Genomic DNA, 23,756 nt, shown 5'->3' with positions numbered 1-23,756 from the left:
AGAGGAACTAATGGTACAACTAACCCTCCCCAAGAATTCCCGGATCACCACCGGCAAGACCTGGCCCAAGCCGGAAGGCGCGACCAATGTCCGCAAATTCCAGATTTACCGATGGAACCCTGACGACGGTCAGAACCCGCGTGTCGACACCTATTTTGTTGACATGGACACCTGTGGTCCGATGGTTTTGGACGCGCTGATCAAGATCAAGAACGAGATTGATCCGACACTGACTTTCCGCCGCTCCTGCCGTGAGGGGATTTGCGGTTCCTGCGCCATGAATATTGATGGAATCAATACTCTGGCCTGTATCTACGGAATGGATGAAATCAAAGGCGACGTTAAAATCTATCCACTGCCACATATGCCGGTGATCAAGGACTTGATCCCGGATCTGACGCATTTTTATGCACAGCATGCTTCGATCATGCCTTGGCTGGAAACCAAAACCAATCGCCCTGCAAAAGAATGGAAGCAGTCAATTGAAGACCGCGAGAAACTAGACGGCCTTTACGAATGCGTTATGTGCGCAAGCTGTTCGACCTCTTGCCCCAGCTATTGGTGGAACGGCGACCGATACCTCGGGCCGGCTGCATTGTTGCACGCTTATCGTTGGATCATCGACAGTCGGGACGAAGCCACAGGTGAGCGCTTGGATGAGCTGGAAGATCCATTCAAACTGTATCGGTGCCACACCATTATGAACTGCGCAAAGACTTGTCCAAAGGGACTAAATCCCGCCAAGGCAATCGCAGAAATCAAAAAAATGATGGTCGATCGGGCGGTCTGAACTTAGGCATAATTCGGGTATTTGCCGAAACCTGGCAAGAAGGATCGGTGCAAAACTTGAATATCCTGTTCCTGGCGGAAAGGCAGAAAGATGCCTGTTCTAGTACTTGTATTGGCTGGTGGTGTGTTTGCCTATTTCATCTGGCGTGCGCGAACATCTTCGCTGTCGCGCGATTGCAGATGGCGACTGCACAAAACGCAAGGCGTTTGGCGCTGCAGCTTTTGCGGGGCTGTATCCCCAACCGATGCCCAGCCCAAACTGTGCCTGAAACCTGAACGGGATTGACAATACAATGCGGGGTTTTCCGCGATCAGATTTTGCGCCACTCTTAGTGTTATGTCAGACTTTGAACACTCCACCCGCCCCCCTGTTGATGCCGATGCTCGTCGCGCGATAGCGCCAGTAATCTGCTACCCGAACGAAGGATTGCCAAAACCCGATCTTGACCTTCTGCGAACAGCGCGGAAAAGCGCGTCAAAGACTGGCGAGGTTTTAGTTCCCGCGCGGGACGCGCGATGTTTCGAAGTTCCGGCGGGACATTTCTTTCGTATCACATCAGCTGAAGGACCGCAGGTGGGCGATTTAAACCTGTGGAATCTGAATGATCTGTCCGAGCGCTTTTATTCGGGTAAAACCCGCGCATTGCATGGCACTCACATAACGATTGGAGAGCGGATGTGGTCCAGCTTTCCGCATATGCGTCCGATGGCGACAATCGTTGAAGATACCCTTGGCTGGTATGGCATAGATGCCTACGGTGGTTCGGTTCATGATGTAATTGGCACAAGGTGCGATCCTTATACCGGAAACCTGCTGTCTGGAAGCCAGTACCATCACTGTTGCCATTCTAATCTGACCAGAGCACTGGCCGATCATCTGGAAATCCCGTTGGCGGAAGCAGAACCAGCGGTTCACGATGTTCTGAATGTATTTATGTGCACTGGATTCACGCGGGATACCGGGCAATATTTCATGAAGGCTTCCCCGGTTCGGCCCGGCGATTACCTTGAGTTCTTTGCCGAGATTGACTTGTTAGGTGATCTGAGCGCTTGTCCAGGTGGAGATTGTTCGTCTGAACATTCGTCCGACACCGCACCATGTTTCCCATTGCTGGTAGAGGTTTTTGCGCCTGAAGCTGCAGCCTTGTCTGAGTGGAGAAGCCCGGCGCCCAACGGGTATGACCGCACACACGGGCGATGAAGTTCGGCTGAGGGCCCGGAGCGTCTTTGTACGTCGAGCCGATCCAATTATCAGTCAGGGAATGCAGCTTTTAGGGCGATCTCCACCATATCGCCAAAACTTCGTTCGCGGTCGGAGGAGGGCATTGCCTCGCCCGTAAGTAAATGGTCGGATACAGTCAAAACCGCAAGTGCGCGGCAATTATGGCGCGCCGCAAGGATGTATAGTTCGGCCGCTTCCATTTCGACGCCCAGAATGCCGTGTCGCACCATTTGCTCGTTCAGGTCGGGTCGTTCATCATAGAAGACATCTGAAGAATAAATCCCACCTACGTGTGTGGGAGTACCCTTGGCCTTGGCCGCGGCAACGGCGGCACTCAACAGACTCCAATCCGCACACGGAGCAAAGTTAAGTTCTTTCATTATTCCACGGGAAGGGGTGCTAAGGGTTGTCGACGTCATTGCGATAATGACATCGCGCAAATTTAGGTTATCTTGCATGGCGCCGCATGAACCAATACGGATCAAAGTCTTTGCGCCAAAATCGCGGATTAATTCATTAGCATAAATGGAAAGCGAAGGCATTCCCATTCCACTGCCCTGAATTGTGACCGGATTTCCTTTCCAATTCCCAGTGAAACCCAGCATTCCGCGTACGTCGTTTATTTGCCGGTAATCATCAAGAAACGTTTCTGCTGCCCATTTCGCGCGATAAGGATCACCGGGTAACAATACTGTTTCTGCAATCTCGCCCTTTTCGGCGCCAATGTGAATTGTCATTAGCGAAATGCTCCCGCTAGATTTCCAAATCGGAAATATCTGCACCCGCCTTCAGGGCATCATGAATCCATTGTGGTTTCCGGCCACGCCCTGTCCAAGTTTGCGATGGATCGGCTGGATTGCGGTATTTCGCCTTGGCCTTTTTTCCTTTGGTCGAGCGGGACTGCTCGGATGATAAATCAGCTAACGAGAATCCGTATTCTGCCGCAGCTTTTTCTGCCGCCCTCAAAGCTTCTTTTCGCTCACGAGTTTCCGCGTCCTTTAAGGCTTTTTCGACCTGAATCATTAATTCCAGCAGTTCTTTTCGTGACTTTTTTTCGAGATTGATAGCCATTATTATCCCCATAATGTTACCGACGCTTAAGACGTATTTTCCAAGCTAGTTTTATTTTCTGGATTTATCTATCTATTTCGTGGGGAAAAAGAATCAATTACGATCACTAAATGGGGTTATCTTATTCCGCTGCCAGAGTCTGAGGGTCAACCAAATACACGATATCGCCCATTATTGAGTTTAATTCGAAATTCTTAGGCGTATAAATTTTTGCAACACCCATCGATTTCAATTGCTCGGCGTCTTCGTCGGGAATGATGCCACCAACAACAACTGGAATGTGGTCCAAACCTGAATTGGCCAGCCGGGTCATAACTTCTTGAACAAGCGGAAGGTGGCTGCCAGACAATATAGACAATCCAATGATATGAGCGTCGTCTCGAACTGCTGCTTCTACGATTTCTTCCGGTGTCAGCCGAATGCCTTCATAGCTGATGTCCATGCCACAGTCCCGGGCGCGGAATGCGATTTGTTCCGCCCCATTAGAATGGCCGTCCAACCCGGGCTTGCCTACCAAAAACTTCAGGCGGCGCCCCAGTTTGTCGCTTACGGCATCCACTGCCGCGCGCAAATCTTCCAATCCTTCGGTTTTGTTAGACACTGAACCGGAAACGCCAGTTGGACCACGATAGGTCCCATAAGCCTTGCGCATTTCTTCGGCCCACTCACCTGTCGTGACACCGGCTTTTCCCGCGGCAATAGACGGTTCCATTATATTTGTTCCTGTTTGTGCAGCAGTGCGGAGGCCCTCCAATGCCTTGGTGACGGCGAGATCGTCACGATCCGCTCGCCATGATTTTAGACGCTCAACCTGTTCCTGCTCGACAGCGGGGTCGACGACCATTATGCCGCCATCTTCGGTCTGCAAGGGCGAAGGTTCGCCTTGGGTCCATTTGTTCACGCCAACTACGACGGTTTCGTTTCGTTCAATCCGGTTCAGGCGTTCTGCGTTGGAATCAACCAACCGAGATTTCATATACTCTATCGACGCCACAGCGCCGCCCATTGACTCGAGGTTAGCAAGTTCAGCCCGAGCACCCGATTTGAGTTCTTCCACCTTGGCGTCGACGGCCGGGTTGCCGTCAAACAAATCGCCATATTCTAGCAGATCGGTTTCATAAGCCAGGATCTGCTGCATTCGCATTGACCATTGCTGATCCCAAGGTCGCGGCAAACCAAGCGCCTCGTTCCAGGCAGGAAGCTGAACAGCGCGAGCGCGGGCTTTTTTGGACAAGGTCACCGCCAACATTTCGATCAAGATGCGATAGACGTTATTTTCGGGCTGCTGCTCGGTAAGACCTAAAGAGTTGACTTGAACGCCATACCGAAACCTTCGGAACTTGGGGTTTTCGACACCATACCGATTTTGCAAGATTTCATCCCACAGATCGACAAAGGCCCGCATTTTACACATTTCGGTGACAAATCGGATACCCGCGTTCACAAAGAATGAGATGCGACCACAAAGCGCCGGAAAATCCGCATCCGGTACGCGGGGGCGAAGCTCATCCAGTACGGCAATGGCCGTTGCCAGGGCATAAGCAAGCTCTTGTTCCGGCGTCGCGCCGGCTTCTTGAAGGTGGTAGGAACATACATTCATCGGGTTCCACTTGGGCACGTTGGAATAGCAATACTCCGCAACGTCCGCGATCATCTTCAGCGATGGTTTCGGGGGGCAGACATATGTGCCGCGACTTAGGTATTCCTTTATCAGGTCGTTTTGCACCGTGCCCTGCAGCTCCGAGACCTTCGCTCCCTGTTCCTCTGCAACCGCTATGTAAAGGGCCAACAACCATGGAGCCGTAGCATTGATGGTCATCGAGGTGTTCATCTGTTCCAATGGTATCTGATCAAACAGAACCCGCATGTCGCCCAAGTGACAGACTGGAACACCTACCTTACCAACTTCGCCTCGCGCCAAAGTATGATCGCTGTCATACCCGGTCTGGGTTGGTAAATCGAAAGCCACGGAAAGGCCGGTTTGCCCTTTGGCCAAATTATTGCGGTACAAAGCATTTGACGCCTGAGCAGTTGAATGACCGGCGTAGGTTCGGATGAGCCAAGGGCGATCTTTCTGCGTTTGCGTCATGAAGCAATCCTCGCAAGTTCAAGGGTAACAAAATTTCGTACAATGGCTCTAAAGCGCAATTTTTGAGACATGTCAATTCGCTGCGTTGCGGCATGTCCTGGTTTCTGCAGATTGTGAGTGAACGCGATTGATGGCACTGTGCACCCATGACGCGAACTGTAGAGCTTCCACTGTGGCTTTTTGTACTGATTCTGGTTTTTGCCGCGATCACGTTTGCTTCGCATTTTTTGTTCCCTTCAGTGCGGTGGTTCTTTCGCCGTCGCCTTGAACGGGCAGTTGCACGTTTGAACGAACGGCTGCAAAGGCCCATTCAGCCTTTCAAACTAGCCGGGCGTCACGACATGATTCAGCGGCTAATCTACGATCCGCGGGTCAGCAAGGCGGTACAAAAGCATGCGATCGATACGGGTGTGCCAGAAGCCGTCGCATCTGAACAGGCACAGCGTTATGCACGCGAAATCGTGCCGTCTTTTTCTGCATTTGCCTATTTCAGCTTCGCTATTCGACTGGCCCGGTTGCTGAGTAACGCATTTTACAATGTTCGGCTAACCTATCAGGACGAGGCGGCGATCAATAGTATAGACCCTGATGCGACGGTTGTCTTTGTGATGAACCACCGCAGCAACATGGATTATGTTCTGGTGACCTACTTGGCTGCCAGTCGGTCCGCCTTGTCTTATGCTGTCGGCGAATGGGCGCGAGTTTGGCCGCTTAGCCGATTGATACGCGCGATGGGGGCTTATTTTATTCGGCGCAAGTCTGGAAGTGATCTGTATCGCCAGGTTTTAGCCAGTTACGTAAGCCATGCGACGCAAGCCGGTGTGACGCAAGCGATGTTTCCAGAAGGAGGATTGAGTCTGACTGGCAAGCTTGGCCGTCCGAAGCTGGGTCTATTAAAGTACATCATTGACGGAACTGGTCCTGAGGGTCGCGATGTGGTGTTTGTTCCTGTTGCCTTAAACTATGACCGGGTTTTAGAGGACACAATCCTGACAGCCGCAGCGAAGGATAGCGATCGACGATTCCGTGCGCGGATTGGCGTGGTTACCCGATGGTCGGTTAAGCAGCTTTGGCGCCGTCTGATTGGGCGATATAAACGTTTTGGACTGGCCTCAGTTAGATATGGCATGCCAATTTCCCTGAATTCCTTTCGAAAAGAGCACGAGCGGGATTTAACAACTGATCTGGCCCGAGAATTGATGCAACGTATCGCAAGTGCTTTGCCCTTTGTTCCGCTGCCTGCGGCTTGCCGAGTTTTGGAGCAACACGGCGCTATTTCAGAAGATGATCTCAAGACCCAGCTTCTAATCATGGCGGGTGATGAGCTTATGGAGGGCGCAGAGGTTGCCGTTCAGGATGGAATCGACCAGCTTGTTGACCGACGTCTTGTTGTCCGTGAACGAGGAATGTTGCGTCCGTCCGGGCAAAGATCGGACCTTTTAGCATATTACGCTGCTTCGACGTCTACTCTCTTGCAACCCATTGATGCTGCAGATGCAAAAGATAATTCTGCGATTGCTGGGTCATAAAATTACAAAATCGATACCAAAAACGGTTGCAATATTTCTCTATCGTCAATATTCCATCACTTGAAGCTTGCGATTCTGCGTCGCGGCAAACAGCGAATTCAAGAGGAGGCCAGCATGGCTTTGGACACCGAAAGCGGTATCGCGTCGTACGAGGCTCCGGAAAAGGATCTCTATGAAATGGGGGAAATCCCCCCGATGGGATATGTCCCGAAACAGATGTACGCATGGGCTATCCGGAAAGAGCGTCACGGTGAACCGGACACAGCTATGCAGTTAGAGGTTGTCGACGTTCCGAAACTGGATAGCCACGAAGTGCTGGTTCTCGTGATGGCCGCGGGTGTAAATTACAATGGCGTATGGGCCTCGTTGGGTAAGCCAATCAGCCCTTTCGATGGCCACGGCCAACCCTTCCACATTGCTGGTTCAGACGCGTCTGGAATAGTTTGGGCCGTTGGAGACAAGGTTAAACGCTGGAAAGTTGGCGATGAGGTCGTGATCCATTGTAATCAGGATGACGGCGATGACGAACACTGTAACGGTGGCGATCCGATGTATTCGCCAAGCCAACGGATTTGGGGTTACGAGACCCCTGACGGTTCTTTTGCGCAGTTCACCAACGTTCAAGCGCAGCAATTGATGCCGCGCCCCAAGCATCTGACTTGGGAAGAAAGCGCCTGCTACACGTTGACGTTGGCAACCGCCTACCGAATGCTATTCGGGCACGAGCCGCATGACCTAAAGCCCGGCCAGAACGTGTTGGTTTGGGGCGCGTCGGGTGGCTTGGGTTCCTATGCTATCCAGCTAATCAATACCGCAGGGGCAAATGCGATTGGTGTGATCTCAGACGAAAGCAAGCGTGATTTTGTCATGGATCTGGGTGCCAAAGGCGTGATTAACCGCAAAGACTTCAATTGCTGGGGCCAGTTGCCCACGGTGAATACTCCGGAGTACGCGGAATGGTTTAAAGAAGCGCGAAAGTTCGGTAAGGCGATCTGGGACATCACCGGAAAGGGTGTAAATGTCGACATGGTGTTCGAGCACCCAGGTGAGAGCACATTTCCGGTTTCGACCTTCGTCGTGAAAAAAGGTGGAATGGTTGTGATTTGTGCCGGGACAACTGGTTACAACTTGACCTTCGATGTTCGCTACATGTGGATGCATCAAAAGCGTTTGCAAGGCTCCCATTTCGCACATTTGAAACAGGCATCTGCGGCAAACCAACTAATGGTAGAGCGTCGATTGGATCCCTGCATGTCCGAGGTGTTCATGTGGAATGATCTACCCGAGGCTCATATGAAAATGATGCGTAACGAACATAAACCTGGGAATATGTCCGTGCTTGTTCAGGCACCCCGGACAGGAATGCGCACGCTTGAAGAGGTTCTGGCTGCGCGCGGCTGAAATCATACGAGTAAATGAAAGGCGCCCGCAACTTGGATTGCGGGCGTTTGTTTGTTTATCAGGTGCTTACACCAAACGATCCCACTATTTCTGGGGAGTAGAAAGCGGTGAGTAGGCCGAATTATTATGTACATGCTATGGTTGTATTAACCCTTTGTTAACTATTTCAGGGACACCCTCAATGGCGAAAAATGAGTGGATACTGGACGTTCTGTCGGACCTCAACGCCTTTGCTGTGGCGAATGGGATGAACGCGCTTGCCGAACAGCTGGCTGACACCAGCCTGATCGCTGCGGCCGAGATAGCGTCCATACAGGATGAGGCGCGGGCGTCCCCGGATGGCAAAAAAATTCAATTTGAGCCAAATCCTGGAGGATTTGGAAAACACCGGCACGCTTGAAGAATTGACTAATGTTACTGTTGGGGTGCGTTCCGGGCTGGAACTTGATCACATAATTTATCATTGGGTTGACAGTGCTGGTGACCAATATGGGTTCGCCACTTACTCCGATGCTTGGGTCAAAAGATACCAGGAACGGAATTATCACCGGATCGATCCGGTCATTCTGGGTTGCTTCCAACGTTTCCACCCGGTGGATTGGAAACAACTGAATTGGGCGAGTAAGTCCGCGCGCGACTTTTTGAAGGACGCGCATGCACATGGCGTGGGAAATCAAGGCTATTCGATACCTCTGCGCGGTCCTCACGGCCAATTTGCCTTGTTCACAATCAACCATTCCTGCGCGGATGAAGAATGGCAGGGCTTCATCCAGACCTATGGGCGTGATTTGATCTTGATTGCCCACTTCCTCAATAGAATGGCATTGGAATTCAGACACGCCCGGCAGCCGGAAGATCGAGGGGCCCTTTCGCCGCGAGAGATTGACGCTATGACATTATTGGCGCTGGGAAACAGCAGAGCTCAAGTCGCACACTCTCTTGCAATTTCGGAACATACCCTGCGTGCTTATATCGAAAGCGCCCGGTCTAAATTGGGTGCACATAACACAACGCATGCTATAGCAACCGCACTTAGCAGAGGCTTAATAGTCGTTTAACTACCAAGAGATCATCTCACTGAAAGTTAACTACGTGTCCGTACCCCTTTGTCCTTCAAGCATGAACGACAAGGGGATAAGTCATGTTGCGCTATTTATACGCGGACGAGCTACATAAGCATCCGGCCCTGGCCGATGGAATGTTTAAAGATCGCGCTGACCAGTTCAAAACCCGATTGGGTTGGGATGTAACGGTCAATGAAAAAGGTGAAGAGCGCGACCAATATGATGTTTTAAATCCACTTTATGTTATCTGGGAGGAGCCGGACGGAAACCATGGAGGATCCCTTCGGATGCTTCCTACCACTGGTCCAGTCATGGTCAATGACGTTTTCGGCCATTTAACAGGCGGCCAACCGGTCCGAAGCCCGCTTATCTGGGAAGCGACGCGCTTTTGTTTGTCCCGAACGGCCAGCCCACACACAGCAGGAATAATCATGTTGAGCTGCTTCGGAATTCTGGAAGGATTTAGCCTTTCAAATATCGTAGGTGCGTTTGATGCGCGAATGATCCGAATCTATCGATTGATCGGTTGGTCGCCGGTAATAGTGGGGTCTCAGGGGCAAGGGCGTGAAAAGATATCGGTTGGTTTGTGGTCCTATTCAGCCGACGACCACAATCGCGTTGCCGAGCGGGTCGGCGTTACACGTGAGTTGTCCCGCTTGTGGTTCAAAACGTCATTTGGCAGTACAGCGCAACATCGGTTTTCATTGACGGCGTAAAATCTGGAAAATCAAAATCCGAGTCTGGCCGATGTGGTTCCGTCGCTGTAGGGTCGCGCCATGTCCTTACCTCCAGTCACCTTTTCGGAAGATCAGGCAGTTGCCTACGACAGCATTGCCGAGTTGCTGCGGTCCGCTGGCGTGGACCTCAATGACGATGCGCTACTAAAACTGCCGGGCAACGGCAAGTCCGGCGTTATAGCAGTCATCGGAAAGGCGGGTTCCGGAAAAACACTATTGCTGGCAGAGCTTTACAAGGCACTGGCAGACGCCGGAGTGAATCTGATTTCGGGTGATTTCGAAAGCCGGAAATCCAGAGATAAGCGTAGCCTGGCGATACTGGCCCCCACGAACAAGGCGGCGAGTGTCCTGCGACTGAGAGGCGTTCCAGCAACGACCATTCACCGAATTCTTTACACACCGGTTTACGACCCCGATTACGAACGTATCGCCGAATGGTTGGCTGGCAACGACGAACGCCCAGAGATTGAGGGATTGACTGCAGAAGCCTTGGATCGCGCGGCAGCGTTTTATTCCAACAACAAATCAATCCCAGGAGCGCTGGCTGCGGCGGGGTTGCGGGGGTCTGATTTTATCATTGGGTGGAAAAGGCGGGATGAGCCGCTAGATATCGGTTTTGTGGACGAAGCTTCAATGTTGGATGACCGACAGTTCCAAGACCTTCAAGAGATATTCCCAACGTTGTTGTTGTTCGGTGATCCCGCTCAGTTGGCTCCGGTCAATCAATCAGGATCAATGGTATTTGAAGGACTGCCGGAACAACGCAAATTGACGCTTCATCGCGTACACAGGCAAACTGCTGACAACCCGATTCTGGATCTCGCCCATGCGTTGTCGGATCCAGAAATGGGTTTCGAAAATTTCGAACGTCTGGTCGAGGAAACGGCCGCAAGGGATGACAGGGTGATTTGGGGCCAGCGGGTCGAAGTCGATTTGATGGCTCGAAGCCCTGTGCTGGTTTGGCGAAATGCTACGCGTATTCGTTTGATTCAAGCGTTTCGCAGTGTTCACGGTGCCCCGGAAACTGAGCTGCTGGAGGGTGAGCCCCTAATCTGTGACGGCATTGAATTACCGTTGAAACACCGCAAAAAACGACTGGATCTAGAAGCGCGCGGTCTGATCAAGGGTGCCCAGGTCATCTATCTCGGACCAGGGCGCAAGCCCGGTTTTTCTCGCCTGCATGTGATGGGCGCCGAGGATCCGCAGGTCAGCGCCGCATCGATTGTTCAGATCGAAAAGCCAGACGAAGAAGAACCTTTCATACCATACGCAGCCCGTATGGGGGCAACATTTTTGCATGGCGCCGCTGTGACCATTCACAAAGCTCAGGGGTCACAATGGGATACTGTTCAGGTGTTCGCCCCTGATGTATTCGCTGCTGCTCGCATGGGGCGAACCGAAGCCGGGCAACCTCTTTGGAAACGGTTGGCATACGTGGCCATTACTAGAGCGCAGGAACGTCTTATTTGGGTTGTGCGGAACCGACTTTCCAAGCCTACGCATCCTTTGCGTGTTGATGATTTACGCGCAGTTCCGGCTGTTTCGCTAACGTTGGAGACTGAAAGTACATGAAAACCATTATCATAACCGGGGCAAGTTCAGGCATTGGCCGCACGACCGCAGAGCTGTTTCTTGCTGAAGGATGGACAGTAGGGATTCTGGCGAGAACCAAAGAAACACTCAATGAAATTGCTGCAATCCATAGCAACGCAATCCCCTTAGTCGCTGACGTTACAGATGCTACGGCCGTCGCAACTGCGTTTAACGGGTTTATCGATCAGGCTGACCGACTGGATGTTTTGTTCAACAATGCGGGTGTGTTCAAACCGGGCGGGACCATTGACGAAATCGAACTCGACGCTTGGTACCAGACCGTAGATGTCAATCTGAATGGTATGTTTCTATGTGCCCGCGAAGCGTTCCGAATTATGCGAAATCAATCGCCGCAAGGCGGTAGAATAATCAACAACGGTTCTATCGCGGCTTATGTTCCACGGCTAAACTCGGTTCATTATTCCACCACAAAGCATGCAATCACTGGACTGACCCGCAGTCTCTCATTGGACGGCCGGACGTTTGGAATCGCGTGTGGTCAGATAGATATAGGCAACGCCAGAACGCCAATGGTGCAGGGATTAGTGGACGCAGCTGTTGCAGAGGACCGAACACCCGATCCCACTATGGCGGTCGAAGACGCCGCCCGGTCGGTGCTTCATATGGCAAGCCTGCCGCCTGAAGCCAATGTTCAGTTCATGACGGTGATGGCGACAACCATGCCCTACATCGGCAGGGGCTGACGATTACTTTTCGCGCAACAAGCGGAAAGCCGTAGACGCACCCCAACCCGCTGAGATGGCAATGACCAAAGACATTAATCCATACCAAACTGGTTGTTGACGAGACATGTTGTAGAGAAAACGCTCAAGGCCAACTTTTCGGACATCAATAGTGGTTTCGAATTGTGATACCACTTGGCCGGCTCGGGTCAGAAATATCCGCGCGAGGTAATCACCTTCCGTCAAGTCGGCAGGCATATCAATCGAAGTTCGGAATAATGTCTGTTCGTCTACGGCGACCGTGTTTTCTCGGATGGAATACAACCCCTCATTCTCGCGGATGCGTATGACTGCCTCGGCAAAATTTTGTGCACCTTCGACGTTCATGTCTGCACCAACGGATCGGATAGCCCGTCCGATTGATACGCGATGACGCAGGTCTTCTGTGTTGGTCAGAACCTGACTAAATGGTGCAGAGGTAGCAACGGCATAAAAGCTGGGTGCGAGATCAACTAAGATACTGTCGGTATTCACCCATATGCCAAACCTTCGTTCTTTGCGCCTGACCGTAACCGGCTCCGACGGCCCGACGACCGATACAATAACTTCCAGCGGGGGGCCATCAGGGATCGGCGCTTCGCGCTTTACGGCGCCAAAGATCAGTATCTCAGAGCCGTCGAAATCAGCGGTGATTGACACGCGGTCCTGACTTAGCCCCAGAACAACTTGTTCCTGCGCCGCATGAACGGGTTTACAGAGCAAAAAAAGGGCGATTATCAAGCGGATCATGCTCAATGCCCTCCTGCTTCGCCAATCGAATACAGCTCTGCAGGTTGCAGTAATAGGTCCAAAGCCAGTTTGCCGCATACCAACAAAACCAGTGCCGCCAGAAGAACGCGCAGCTGTTCCGCAGGCATTCTGGCTCCAATGACAGTCCCGACTTGAGCGCCAATCACCCCACCAACCAACAACAAAACGGCCAGAACAACGTCCACCGTATAGTTCGTGGTCGCGTGTAACATTGTCGTAAACGCAGTCACAAAAATGATCTGAAACAGCGACGTACCCACAACTACCTTGGTTGGCATGCCGAGCAGATAGATCATGGCAGGAACCATAATAAAGCCGCCGCCGACGCCCATAATAGCAGACAGCACCCCGACGATGACACCGACAATTATTGGGGGAATGACCGATATATAAAGGCCAGACGTGCGAAAACGCATCTTGAAGGGCATTGCGTGTACCCAGCCGCGCTGTCGCCGTTTGACCGGAGTTGTACCCTTCTTGGTTTTGCGTAACGCGTTGATGCTTTCGATAAACATCAAACTTCCGATGATACCTAGAAAAACTACGTAGCAGAGCGTTACGAGAAGATCGACCTGACCAAGGCTTTTCAGGTAGTTAAAGATCACCACGCCGAGCGCTGCACCTGTCAGACCGCCCAGTAAAAGAACCGTTCCCATTTTAAAGTCGACCGTTCGTCGCCTGAAATGGGCCAGCACGCCAGAGAAAGAAGACGCCACGATCTGGTTGGCTTCTGTTGCAACTGCAACGGCGGGTGGGATGCCGATGAAAAACAATAGCGGGGTCATCAGAAATCCACCACCAACACCGAACATGCCGGAAAGAACACCTACCATCCCACCAAGGCCAAGCAGCAGAAAGGCATTCACTGAGACTTCGGCGATCGGTAAGTAAATCTGCATGGTTTCTTCTGTACGGCGACTGCCGCGCCTGTCGGTGCGACAAAGCCTCTGAGGACTGGATACTTAATCAACGAAATCCCGGGGCTAAATCAACAAAGATCCACGGACCCCAATCCCGAGCCAGGCACACCGCGTGACTCCGCAATGCCAAAGCTTGAGGAAATGATTCCATACCCCTTTAGAACGGTTGCGACATGCAAAATCAACTCCGTATGCTGCTTTGCAGCAGACAGGACCGAAAAGAGTTCACAAACTGGACCTATCAACGCTCCTTCACATAGGGCTCACCGCCCGCCCGAGGGGGAATTGCCTTACCAACAAACCCGGCCAGAATGACCACCGTGAGAATGTAGGGCAGAGCGTCCATTGCCTGAACCGGGATTACAACTCCGCCCAGATCAATATTCTGGAACCTCAGGGCGATCGCCTGCAAAAGCCCGAACAACAAACAAGCCCACATTGCGTGCCAAGGTCGCCATTTCGCAAAAATGAGCGCAGCCAATGCGATGAACCCGCGGCCTGCGGTCATGTCCTTAACGAAACCGGCTTGCAAGGCGGTTGCAAGATAGGCTCCGGCGATGCCGCACAACACTCCGCATATGGCAACAGCGGCGTACCTAAGCCCAACAACAGAGACACCGGCTGTATCTACTGCGGCTGGGTTTTCACCAACCGCCCGCAGGCGCAACCCGAACCGGGTCCGGAACAAAATCCACCAGGTTGCCGGGACCATAAGAAAAGCAATGTATACGAGGATAGAATGCCCCGAGATCAACTCGGAATATACCAGATGCAAGACATTTGCATCTGACATCAGATCAGAAACGGACCGTCCTGTGAGCTCGGCATCCATAGGACCAATAGCCATTGGGAACTCTACCGATTCAAACCGTCCTCCACCCACAAGTGAGGGTGTTCTGCCGCCTTGTTGAAACCAGTCCTGCGCTACCAATACCGTCATTCCCGCTGCAAGAAAGTTTATTGCGACGCCTGAAATCAGTTGGTTGCCACGGAACGTAATCGAAGCCAGCCCATGCAGGCCTGACAATGCCAGTGAAGAAGCAATCCCGGCCAATAATCCAAGCCAGACAGATCCAGTCAAAGCGGCAACGGCGGCTGAGAAAAAGGCCGACATTAGCATTTTTCCCTCTAAGCCTATGTCGAATATTCCCGCCCGTTCGGAGTAAAGTCCGGCAAGACATGCCAGAAGCAAAGGCGTTGCAAGGCGGATAGTGGAGTCCAGGATCTGGATTATCGTGACAAACACATCCATTACTGCGCCCCTCTCCGCATGCTAAGGAAGAGTTTTTCAAGCGGCATGCGTACCATGTTGTCGAGCGCGCCGGTGAATAGGATAACCAGCGCTTGAATAACAACGATCAACTCGCGTGGGATAGAAGTCCAAAGCGCAAGCTCGGCGCCCCCTTGGTAAAGAAAGCCAAACAAAATGGCCGCCAGGAACACACCAAACGGGTGAGATCGACCCATAAGGGCAACAGCAATTCCGATGAACCCAGCGCCTTCGGTTGAATTGAGAACCAATCGCTCGGCCTCGCCCATTACGTTGTTTATCGCCATCAAGCCGGCCAGAGCCCCTGAAATCAACATGGCGACGATCGTGATGCGTACGGGTGAGATACCGGCATAGACCGCGCCAGTCTCTGAATGACCGTAAGCCCGAATTTCATACCCTAGTCTTGTACGCCAGATCAGCGCCCAAATCACAAAACAAGCCGCTATTGCGACGAGTAAAGAGACATTGGCTGGAGCGGCCTTGGAAAAGTTTATACCGATTGGTGCCAGTAATTCGTGCAACGTCGGAAGGTGTACCGCTTCCGAAAAGCGCGCAGTCGCTGGGTCCATCGACCCTTCGGGACGCATTACGTTGACCAGCATATAGTTCAGGAACGCTGCTGCGATGAAGTTGAACATGATTGTCGTAATAACAATATGGCTGCCGCGTTTGGCCTGCAGATAAGCTGGTATTGCGGCCCAAGCTGCGCCAAACAGCATCGATGCAGCACATGCAGCCAACAGAGCAATGGTCCAGTGCGGCCAATCTACGTAAAGGCAGACTATGGCAACGCCCAGACCACCCAGCATCGCTTGGCCTTCACCGCCGATATTGAACATGCGCGCGTGAAACGCGACGGCGACCGCCAGTCCGGTGAACATAAAGTTAGTTGCGTAATACAGCGTGTAGCCCCAACCATAAGTGGACCCCAGCGCTCCGGTCACCATGAGTTTGACCGCTTCTACCGGATTTTCGCCAATAGCTAAGATGACCAACGCTGAAAGGACTGCCGCCAATATCAGGCTGATTACCGGAATCAGCACTACATCGGCCCATTTGGGCATTTTATCCATAGTTCACGCGGCCTTTTCCGCTACTCCGGCCATTAATAGGCCCAGTTCTTTTTCGTCGGTTTCATGAGGTAGGCGTTCGCCCATGAGATGTCCGTCAAACATCACTGCGATTCGATCAGAAAGCGAGAATATTTCTTCCAGCTCGACCGATACCAACAGAATTGCTTTACCCTGATCGCGAAGCGCCACGATTTGTTTATGGATGAATTCAATCGCGCCAATATCAACACCTCGCGTCGGCTGACCGACAAGAAGCAGATCCGGGTTTCGTTCAATTTCGCGCGCCACAACAATCTTTTGCTGGTTCCCGCCCGAGAAATTCTTAGCCGCGAGCCACCCATTGGGTGGACGTACATCGAATTTTTCTATCTTTCGTTCCGTGTCAGCACGCAGGGCTGCATTGTCCATAAAGATGCCACGCTGATAAGCCGGGTCACGGTGATAACCGAAAGCTACATTCTCCCACGCGTGGAAATCCATAATCAGGCCTTCGCGCTGACGGTCCTCTGGCACATGGGCAATGTGCTGCGCGCGTCGCGCCTGCCCGTCCGAACCTGTACCGCTTAAGGCCAAAGGCGCACCATTAAGTTTTATTGAACCTTGCCCGGGGCGCATTCCGCCCAGCACCTCAAGCAGTTCGGATTGACCGTTTCCTGCGACGCCTGCAATTCCTACGATCTCTCCGGCGCGAACCGTCAGATCAATACCTTTGACCCGCTCAACACCGGCTTCGTCTATCACACGCAGGTTTTCAATCTCGAGAATGGGTTTACCGGGTTTTGCGGGCGCTTTGTCCACCTGAAGCAGCACCTTGCGACCAACCATCAATTCGGCGAGCTCTTGTGGGTTGGTCTCGGCAGTCTTGACGGTTGCCGTCATTTGTCCTCGCCGCATTACGGATACAGTGTCTGTGGCTTCCATTATTTCGCGCAGCTTATGCGTGATTAAAATAATCGTTTTCCCCTCTTCCCGCAGACGATGAAGGATGCGGAACAATTGGTCGGCTTCAGCTGGCGTTAGAACTCCGGTTGGTTCATCTAAAATAAGAATTTCGGCCTTGCGATACAGCGCTTTAAGAATTTCGACGCGCTGCTGCATGCCAACACCGATTTCGTCGATGCGTTTGTCTGGGTCGACAAACAACTCATATTCTTCTTCCAGGTCCTTCAGCTCTTTTCTGGCTTTAGCGAGAGAGGGGGCTAACAGACCGCCGTCCTCAGCGCCCAAGATAATGTTTTCCAGAACGGTGAAATTCTCGACCAGCTTGAAATGTTGAAAAACCATTCCAATGCCGGCGGCAATGGCGGCTTGACTGTCGGGGATCTCGGTCTTTTGGCCATTGATCCAAATCTCGCCCTTATCGGCTTTGTAAAATCCGTAAAGAATACTCATCAGCGTGGATTTACCCGCACCGTTTTCACCAATGATCCCATGGATCGTTCCCGGGGCGACGCTGATGGAGATGTCTTTATTAGCCTGAACCGGCCCAAAGGCTTTGGAAATCCCTTTGAGCTCAATGGCGGGGACTGTCATATCTTGTCCTCAATTGCCGAAGGGGACGCGTTAGCATATCGCGGCTGATTAGGTTTGGGGCGGAGGGAATCTCCACCGCCCCAAGTGATATCAGAACTGCAGCGCTGGGCAGCTGTCGCTCTCGTAATAGCTGACAACGTTTATGTTACCGTCGATGATGTCTTGACGCGCTTTGTCAACCGCTTTGCTCATATCTTCAGAAACCAGCGCAGCGTTATTGTCGTCTATTGCGACACCAACACCGTCTTGCGCCAGGCCCATAGTAAAGACGCCGGTTTCGACTTCATCCCCGGCCTTCATCGCATCATAAACCGCAACGTCCACACGTTTCAGCATTGAGGTCAGAACTTTGCCCGGGTGCAGGTGATTTTGGTTGCTGTCCACGCCGATCGACAAGATCCCTTCGTCGGCCGCGGTCTGAAGTACGCCTACTCCTGTGCCGCCTGCGGCCGCATAGATCACGTCAGCGCCTTGGCTGATCTGAGCCTTGGTCAGCTCCGAACCTTTCACCGGGTCGTTCCACGCTGCAGGCGTGGTACCTGTCATATTGGCCACGATATTGATGTTTGGATTAACGGCCTTGGCACCTTGGGCATATCCGCAGCCAAAGTGACGGATTAGCGGAATATCCATACCGCCGATAAAGCCGACAGTACCCGACTGCGAAGCCATCGCCGCCATCATGCCAACAAGATACGAACCTTCATGTTCGGCAAAGCCGATCTGGCGCACATTAGGGGCATCCAGCCATGTCACGTCAACAGCAACGAATTTGGTGTCAGGATAATCTCCGGCAACAGCCGCCAGCGGATCGGCCATGGCAAAACCCATGGTTATGATGGGGTTTGCGCCTGCCTCAGCAAAGCGACGCAGTGCTTGTTCGCGTTGCGCTTCGGATTGAAGCTCAATCTCGCGATAAGATTTGCCGGTTTGATTTGCCCAACGCTGCGCGCCATTATGCGCGGCTTCGTTGAACGACTTGTCGAATTTGCCACCCAGGTCAAAAATCAGTGCCGGTTCGGCCAGAGCGGCGCCAGCTGTCATTGCAACCGCAGCGGCTGCGCTCATCAAGGATTTCATCAGCGTCATTTGTTACTCCCGTTGGTTTTGTCGGTCTGGGACCAAGATAGCCCCGTTTACCCACTCAGAGCGAGCATAACCGTTGTGATGGAGGGAATTAAGAGCGTTTGCAACACTGAGGGTCAATACATTTTTGACCATATGGTCCAAAAACGAGGCGTGGTCTCAAGGCAAACTGCGCCGCATAACGACGGCGTCCATGTTTGGTGCGTTTTCGCGTAAATAATATGCTTGGCGTGTTCCGCATCTAATGTAACCGCAACGTTCGTACAATGAAATGGCAGGTTTATTATCTGCAGCAACATCCAGAACCGCATTTGTGGCGCCTAATTTATGCGCCTGTGCGTGCCATTTCGCCATAATTGATTGGGCTAAACCTTGCCTCTGATGACTTGGGTGTGTGGCGATGGTTAGCAACTCTGCCGAGTCGGCAACCACCTGAAATACGGCAAAAGACTCCGCAACACCAACCGTGTGGGTGAACTTATTTGTTAAAAGATCGGTGAACTCAGCGGCGGTCCAAGCACGAGACTGCGTGAAAGCTGCAGCATGGGTTTCTGCCATATCACGCGGAGTCATTCGTCCAAAAGCACCGGAGGAATGTGGCTTGACGGCGCTGCGTCAGCTGGTCGGATGTAAAACGGAGCGGGAGGAGCTGTCACATCGGACCAACGATTCGCCGCGATTCGAGCAATTGCCTGAACGTGTAACTCTGGGTCAGAGCAAAAGAAGAGCGAGCCAAAAGCATTGGCCTCGTCACGATTTGCCAGGCACGGCTCGGTATTTTCGGGATGCACATAAACATGATCCCTAGGTCCATTAATTGCTGGTAAACACGCAGGCGGTGCCAAATCTGCAAGGGCTTCAAATCCCGTTACGCCAACAGCAGGGACATTTAGGCCCAAGGCCAACCCGCGGGCCGCTGAAACTGAGATTCTGATACCCGTAAAGTTGCCCGGCCCTGTTCCAACTCCGACGGCGTCCAAGTCATTCCAAGCGAGTGCCGCATCTGACAGAATTTCCTGAAGCAGTGGCATAAGGCGTTCGGCTTGTCCGCGCTGCATTGCCTCCGCCCGGGACGCTAGAATTTCGGTGCCACGTAGCAAAGCGGCCGCGCAATGCGCGGCCGAAGTATCAAACGCCAAAATTGTTGTCTTAGACGGCAACCGGGCGTACCTCGGTCACTTCGGGAATGTAATGCCGCAACAAGTTTTCGATCCCCATTTTTAGTGTCAGGGTCGAGGAAGGGCAGCCTGCGCAAGCCCCCTGCATGTGCAAATAAACAACGCCTCGGTCAAAGCCATGAAAGGTTATGTCGCCACCGTCCTGCGCGACCGCAGGGCGGACACGGCTGTCCAACAGGTCTTTGATTTGATTCACAACTTCGGCATCTTCGCCCGAATGTTCGGCATGACCGGATTCGGTTTGTGCGTCGGCACCCATCACAGGTTGGCCCGATTGATAATGCTCCATCACTGCGCCAAGAATTGCGGGTTTTATGTGATCCCATTGCACGTCTTCTGCTTTGGTCACGGTCACAAAATCGTTCCCGAAAAACACGCCGGTCACACCATTCACTGAAAATATGCGCGCCGCCAAAGGAGATTTTTCCGCAGCCTCTGCTGATGGAAAGTCAGCTGTACCTGCGTCCAGAACCGTCTGGCCGGGCAAGAACTTTAGCGTGGCCGGGTTCGGGGTAGATTCGGTCTGGATAAACATGGAACAGCTCCGTTTTGGTTGCCACAGATATGCGCTCGGGACCGGAGGAAGTCAAGAATTGGAACGGTTCTAAATTGAAGCCGCATAGGAAATCGCGGCATCCAAGCGGTCGTCACCCCAGAATAGCTCCTCCCCGACCACAAAACTGGGTGCGCCAAAGATGCCCAGTGACTTGGCCCGCGCCACCTGCTCAAACAGAGCGGCCTTTACGTCCTCGTCCCGGGTGCGTCCCATATGCTCCGCAGAGGCTCCAGCGGCAATCAGGCAGTCCGTCAATACAGCATTATCCGAGATGTCGAGCCCAGATCCGAACTCTGCCTCGAAAACCGTCCGGACAAAGTTAGCGCGCTCGACATGTGAGGGCATTGCAAGGCAGAGCCGAGCAGCTTTCAAACTGTTTGCCGGGAAGGTTCCCGGACGTTGCAGGGGCAAATCGCGTTCGTCGCACAAACGTTCGATGTCCCGCCACATATAACGCCCTTTGGCGGGATACAGATTGAACGGTGAGTTGTTCCAACCTTGTTCCGCAAAAATAGGTCCTAGCAGGAAGGGCTGCCACGCAACTTTGACCTTCTTGGACGAAGCTGCCTGTTCGATCCGCATGGTGCTGAGGTAAGAATAGGTGGATGCAAAATCGAACCAAAACTGAAGCTGCGCGCCCATCCAAACCTCTTTAGGTGATCTCTTCCAGTTTTTCTTTGCTAAGATCGCCCGGAACAATTGTGATGGGAATAGGCAGGCTTCCTGAATTTTTGGTCAGCTGTGTGATCAGCGGTCCCGGGCCTTTCTTTTCCGTTCCTGCCCCAAGAACCAGCACGCCAATTTCGGGGTCCGAATTAACATGTTCAATAATCTGAGCAACCGGGTCACCTTCGCGGATGGCAAGTTCAGGTTCAACGTGCTGTTTGTCGCGCATCCATTTCGCAAAAACTTCGTAGTGTGCATGGATTCGTTCACGCGCTTCTTCACGCATTACTTCGGCAACGCCAATCCAATGATTGAATTCGTCTGGCGGGATTACAGAAAGGACCGTGACTCCGCCGCCAGTATGCGCGGCGCGCATGGCCGCAAAACGCATTGCATTCAGGCATTCGCGGCTGTCATCCAAAACCACTAAGAACTTACGCATTGTTGTCCTCGTTATTTCAGGGGATCATGCCCGACTGATTGTTGGGTGGCAACCGAAACGGGTGTGGTCGGTTCATCTGTCGCTTGCGGCCCAGTCCCAGTACAGCGACCGAGCGCGGCGGGCAACGGGGCCAACCTGATATTGAGTGTCATCCAACGCAGTTACTGGTGTTACTTTGTTCATATTCCCTGACATAAAGATTTCGTCTGCAGCGTGGAAATCTTCAAATCTCAGTACTGACTCGTGCACAGTAACGCCGTCCGCTCGAAGATTTTCGATGTGGCGGGCTCGTGTTATGCCAGCGAGAAAAGTGCCATTTGGTGTAGGGGTGAATACTTCGCCATCGCGGACCATAAAGATGTTCGCGGTCGCAGTTTCTGCCACGTTGCCCATTGCGTCTGCCACCAACGCGTTGGCAAATCCCTTTGATCTGGCTTCTTGCAGCATCCTTGCATTGTTGGGGTAAAGACATCCGGCTTTGGCATTCACAACTGCCGACTCCAGGACCGGACGGCGAAACCGCGTCGTTGTAAGCGTGGTTGTTGCGGTTTCCGACGCCATCGGAATCTCTTCCAGACAAACTGCAAACCCAGTGCTGTTTTCCCGCGGGACGATCGCAGTTGGGTCGCCATCGATACCCCAGTACATCGGGCGGATATAGACGGCGGTATCCGAGGAGTAAGACTGCAACCCTTCGCGCACAATCTCCAACATCTGTTCAGTTGTCACAGTTGGGGTCAGCATCAGAGCTTCTGCCGAACGGTTCACACGTGCACAATGTGCCTCCAGATCCGGGGCCATCCCCTCAAAATATCGGGCACCGTCGAAAACAGAAGACCCAAGCCAAGCACCGTGGTCAGCCGCCCGCATGATCGGGGCATCTCCGTTATGCCATTGGCCCTGAAAATAGGTCCTGATATTCTTGCCGACTGCCATGATGACCTCCCACTTATGGCTGAACCCTATGGGGGCCAGCCAGCTTGGTCCAGCAGATTGTCGCTAGGTCAGTTTTGACCAGCGCCCACCATGCCAACGATTTCGTAAGTCTGGCGCAGGATAGGTACCGTGATCTGACGCGCGCGCTCGGCCCCGCGGGCCAGAATGCGGTCAATTTCAGCCTGATCGTTCATCAATCGTGCCATTTCCGAGGAAATCGGCGAAAGCTTTGCTACGGCCAGATCGGCAAGCATCGGTTTGAACTCACCAAACTGTTTGCCGCCGACTTCTGCTAGAACCTGTTCGGGCGTCTGATCGCTTAGCGCTGAGTATATGTTCACCAAATTGCGTGCTTCGGGACGTTCCTCCAGCCCTTCAACCTCAGAAGGCAGGGCATCAGGGTCCGTTTTTGCCTTGCGGATTTTCTTGGCGATCGTTTCCGCATCGTCGGTCATGTTGATCCGGCTCATGTCCGAGGCGTCGGATTTGGACATTTTCTTGGAGCCGTCCCGCAGACTCATAACCCGCGTAGCCGCACCTTCGATCACGGGTTCCGTAATCGGGAAAAAATCGACGCCAAAGTCATTGTTGAACTTGATTGCAATGTCGCGTGTCAGTTCCAAATGTTGTTTCTGATCCTCGCCCACAGGCACATGAGTGGCATGATATACCAGTATATCAGCCGCCATCAGCGATGGATAAGCAAACAGTCCCAACGAAGCGTTCTGCTGGTTTTTACCGGCCTTGTCCTTCCACTGCGTCATGCGTTGCATCCAACCCATCCGGGCGACACAATTGAAAATCCAGGCCAATTGTGCGTGTTCCGGAACCTGACTTTGGTTGAACAGAATTGATTGTTCAGGGTTGATTCCGGCCGCGATAAAGCCTGCACACAATTCTCGGGTGGAATGCATCAATTCCTTAGGGTCCTGCCAGACAGTGATCGCGTGAAGATCTACCATGCAGTAGACCGTTTCCATGTCGGGCCCTTGCATGTCCACAAACCGCTTCAGCGCACCAAGGTAATTACCAAGATGCAGGTTCCCCGAAGGCTGAATGCCGGAAAACACGCGCGGCGTGAATTTGGATTCGGTCATCGATGGAA

Annotated in this window: 25 protein-coding genes; 9 read left to right on the top strand and 16 right to left on the bottom strand. The window is 52.6% G+C overall.

The genetic code is table 11. From position 1 onward, the window contains the following. The first annotated feature begins 10 nt into the window (after nucleotides 1–10). Entirely contained in the window at nucleotides 11–790 is a 780-nt protein-coding gene (locus tag AC2FNE_RS16465; protein WP_170474984.1) for a succinate dehydrogenase iron-sulfur subunit, read from the top strand. 336 nt (nucleotides 791–1,126) lie between these two features. Further along, nucleotides 1,127–1,990 (top strand): urea carboxylase-associated family protein, encoded by an 864-nt coding sequence (locus tag AC2FNE_RS16460; RefSeq protein ID WP_496805814.1) that lies wholly within the window; start codon nucleotides 1,127–1,129, stop codon nucleotides 1,988–1,990. Between the two features lie 50 nt (nucleotides 1,991–2,040). On the opposite strand, the gene deoD is transcribed toward AC2FNE_RS16460, so the two are convergent. From deoD to AC2FNE_RS16445, 3 genes are all read right to left on the bottom strand, one after another. Beyond that, entirely contained in the window at nucleotides 2,041–2,748 is a 708-nt protein-coding gene (gene deoD, locus AC2FNE_RS16455; protein ID WP_496805813.1) for a purine-nucleoside phosphorylase, read from the bottom strand. Between the two features lie 16 nt (nucleotides 2,749–2,764). Continuing rightward, on the bottom strand, nucleotides 2,765–3,082 hold the full coding sequence (locus AC2FNE_RS16450) for an H-NS histone family protein (protein ID WP_170606022.1): 318 nt from the start codon (nucleotides 3,080–3,082) through the stop codon (nucleotides 2,765–2,767). Between the two features lie 121 nt (nucleotides 3,083–3,203). Next, nucleotides 3,204–5,171, bottom strand: a complete 1,968-nt coding sequence (locus tag AC2FNE_RS16445) for a protein meaA (RefSeq protein WP_496805812.1) — start codon at nucleotides 5,169–5,171, stop codon at nucleotides 3,204–3,206. Between the two features lie 146 nt (nucleotides 5,172–5,317). Between AC2FNE_RS16445 and AC2FNE_RS16440 the strand changes: the two genes are divergently transcribed. The 7 genes from AC2FNE_RS16440 (at nucleotide 5,318) to AC2FNE_RS16410 (ending at nucleotide 12,199) form a co-directional block, all read left to right on the top strand. Next, nucleotides 5,318–6,700, top strand: a complete 1,383-nt coding sequence (locus AC2FNE_RS16440) for a 1-acyl-sn-glycerol-3-phosphate acyltransferase (protein WP_170606027.1) — start codon at nucleotides 5,318–5,320, stop codon at nucleotides 6,698–6,700. Between the two features lie 114 nt (nucleotides 6,701–6,814). Next, nucleotides 6,815–8,101, top strand: a complete 1,287-nt coding sequence (gene ccrA, locus AC2FNE_RS16435; RefSeq protein WP_170606029.1) for a crotonyl-CoA carboxylase/reductase — start codon at nucleotides 6,815–6,817, stop codon at nucleotides 8,099–8,101. A 181-nt stretch (nucleotides 8,102–8,282) separates the two neighbouring features. Continuing rightward, the gene (locus AC2FNE_RS16430) at nucleotides 8,283–8,501 is read left to right on the top strand and encodes a hypothetical protein (protein ID WP_170605771.1); all 219 of its coding nucleotides are present in this window, start codon (nucleotides 8,283–8,285) and stop codon (nucleotides 8,499–8,501) included. Next, entirely contained in the window at nucleotides 8,440–9,159 is a 720-nt protein-coding gene (locus AC2FNE_RS16425) for a helix-turn-helix transcriptional regulator (RefSeq protein ID WP_170606031.1), read from the top strand. Before AC2FNE_RS16430 ends, AC2FNE_RS16425 begins: the two co-directional genes overlap by 62 nt. An 83-nt stretch (nucleotides 9,160–9,242) precedes the next feature. Beyond that, nucleotides 9,243–9,881, top strand: coding sequence for an acyl-homoserine-lactone synthase (locus tag AC2FNE_RS16420; RefSeq protein WP_496805811.1), 639 nt, complete (start codon nucleotides 9,243–9,245; stop codon nucleotides 9,879–9,881). Between the two features lie 60 nt (nucleotides 9,882–9,941). Further along, the gene (locus tag AC2FNE_RS16415) at nucleotides 9,942–11,474 is read left to right on the top strand and encodes an ATP-dependent DNA helicase (protein ID WP_496805810.1); all 1,533 of its coding nucleotides are present in this window, start codon (nucleotides 9,942–9,944) and stop codon (nucleotides 11,472–11,474) included. Continuing rightward, a complete protein-coding gene (locus tag AC2FNE_RS16410) occupies nucleotides 11,471–12,199 on the top strand; it encodes an SDR family oxidoreductase (RefSeq protein WP_496805809.1) in 729 nt (242 codons plus the stop codon). The genes AC2FNE_RS16415 and AC2FNE_RS16410 overlap by 4 nt, the downstream gene beginning before the upstream one ends. 3 nt (nucleotides 12,200–12,202) lie before the next feature. Here the strand turns inward: AC2FNE_RS16410 and AC2FNE_RS16405 are convergent, their stop codons facing one another. From AC2FNE_RS16405 to trpS, 13 genes are all read right to left on the bottom strand, one after another. Beyond that, nucleotides 12,203–12,967, bottom strand: coding sequence for a TIGR02186 family protein (locus tag AC2FNE_RS16405; RefSeq protein WP_170606039.1), 765 nt, complete (start codon nucleotides 12,965–12,967; stop codon nucleotides 12,203–12,205). A gap of 2 nt (nucleotides 12,968–12,969) precedes the next feature. After that, nucleotides 12,970–13,887, bottom strand: a complete 918-nt coding sequence (locus tag AC2FNE_RS16400; protein ID WP_170606041.1) for a sulfite exporter TauE/SafE family protein — start codon at nucleotides 13,885–13,887, stop codon at nucleotides 12,970–12,972. Between the two features lie 262 nt (nucleotides 13,888–14,149). Further along, nucleotides 14,150–15,160 carry an ABC transporter permease gene (locus tag AC2FNE_RS16395; RefSeq protein WP_170606043.1) on the bottom strand — a complete coding sequence of 337 codons (1,011 nt, stop codon included), beginning with the start codon at nucleotides 15,158–15,160 and terminating at the stop codon, nucleotides 14,150–14,152. Further along, nucleotides 15,160–16,254 carry an ABC transporter permease gene (locus tag AC2FNE_RS16390; protein ID WP_170606045.1) on the bottom strand — a complete coding sequence of 365 codons (1,095 nt, stop codon included), beginning with the start codon at nucleotides 16,252–16,254 and terminating at the stop codon, nucleotides 15,160–15,162. Before AC2FNE_RS16390 ends, AC2FNE_RS16395 begins: the two co-directional genes overlap by 1 nt. 3 nt (nucleotides 16,255–16,257) lie before the next feature. Beyond that, on the bottom strand, nucleotides 16,258–17,787 hold the full coding sequence (locus AC2FNE_RS16385; protein ID WP_170606046.1) for an ABC transporter ATP-binding protein: 1,530 nt from the start codon (nucleotides 17,785–17,787) through the stop codon (nucleotides 16,258–16,260). A gap of 90 nt (nucleotides 17,788–17,877) precedes the next feature. Then, nucleotides 17,878–18,876: a BMP family lipoprotein gene (locus AC2FNE_RS16380; protein WP_170606048.1), complete on the bottom strand. Its 999-nt coding sequence runs from the start codon at nucleotides 18,874–18,876 to the stop codon at nucleotides 17,878–17,880. 156 nt (nucleotides 18,877–19,032) lie between these two features. Continuing rightward, nucleotides 19,033–19,446 (bottom strand): GNAT family N-acetyltransferase, encoded by a 414-nt coding sequence (locus tag AC2FNE_RS16375; RefSeq protein WP_170606051.1) that lies wholly within the window; start codon nucleotides 19,444–19,446, stop codon nucleotides 19,033–19,035. Then, nucleotides 19,443–20,033, bottom strand: coding sequence for a tRNA (adenosine(37)-N6)-threonylcarbamoyltransferase complex dimerization subunit type 1 TsaB (gene tsaB, locus AC2FNE_RS16370; protein ID WP_496805808.1), 591 nt, complete (start codon nucleotides 20,031–20,033; stop codon nucleotides 19,443–19,445). Before tsaB ends, AC2FNE_RS16375 begins: the two co-directional genes overlap by 4 nt. After that, nucleotides 20,023–20,586: a NifU family protein gene (locus AC2FNE_RS16365; RefSeq protein WP_170475038.1), complete on the bottom strand. Its 564-nt coding sequence runs from the start codon at nucleotides 20,584–20,586 to the stop codon at nucleotides 20,023–20,025. Before AC2FNE_RS16365 ends, tsaB begins: the two co-directional genes overlap by 11 nt. A 69-nt stretch (nucleotides 20,587–20,655) precedes the next feature. Then, on the bottom strand, nucleotides 20,656–21,249 hold the full coding sequence (locus AC2FNE_RS16360) for a 2-hydroxychromene-2-carboxylate isomerase (protein ID WP_170606056.1): 594 nt from the start codon (nucleotides 21,247–21,249) through the stop codon (nucleotides 20,656–20,658). A gap of 10 nt (nucleotides 21,250–21,259) precedes the next feature. After that, nucleotides 21,260–21,715 carry a universal stress protein gene (locus tag AC2FNE_RS16355; RefSeq protein WP_170475042.1) on the bottom strand — a complete coding sequence of 152 codons (456 nt, stop codon included), beginning with the start codon at nucleotides 21,713–21,715 and terminating at the stop codon, nucleotides 21,260–21,262. 72 nt (nucleotides 21,716–21,787) lie between these two features. After that, nucleotides 21,788–22,651: a branched-chain amino acid aminotransferase gene (locus AC2FNE_RS16350; protein WP_170606058.1), complete on the bottom strand. Its 864-nt coding sequence runs from the start codon at nucleotides 22,649–22,651 to the stop codon at nucleotides 21,788–21,790. Between the two features lie 68 nt (nucleotides 22,652–22,719). Then, nucleotides 22,720–23,748: a tryptophan--tRNA ligase gene (trpS, locus tag AC2FNE_RS16345; protein WP_170606061.1), complete on the bottom strand. Its 1,029-nt coding sequence runs from the start codon at nucleotides 23,746–23,748 to the stop codon at nucleotides 22,720–22,722. Nucleotides 23,749–23,756: the final 8 nt, after the last annotated feature.

Source organism: Ruegeria sp. YKSD179, from assembly GCF_059612885.1.
The sequence above is the reverse complement of the archived record's forward strand: the minus strand, read 5'-3'. Positions and strand labels throughout refer to the sequence as shown.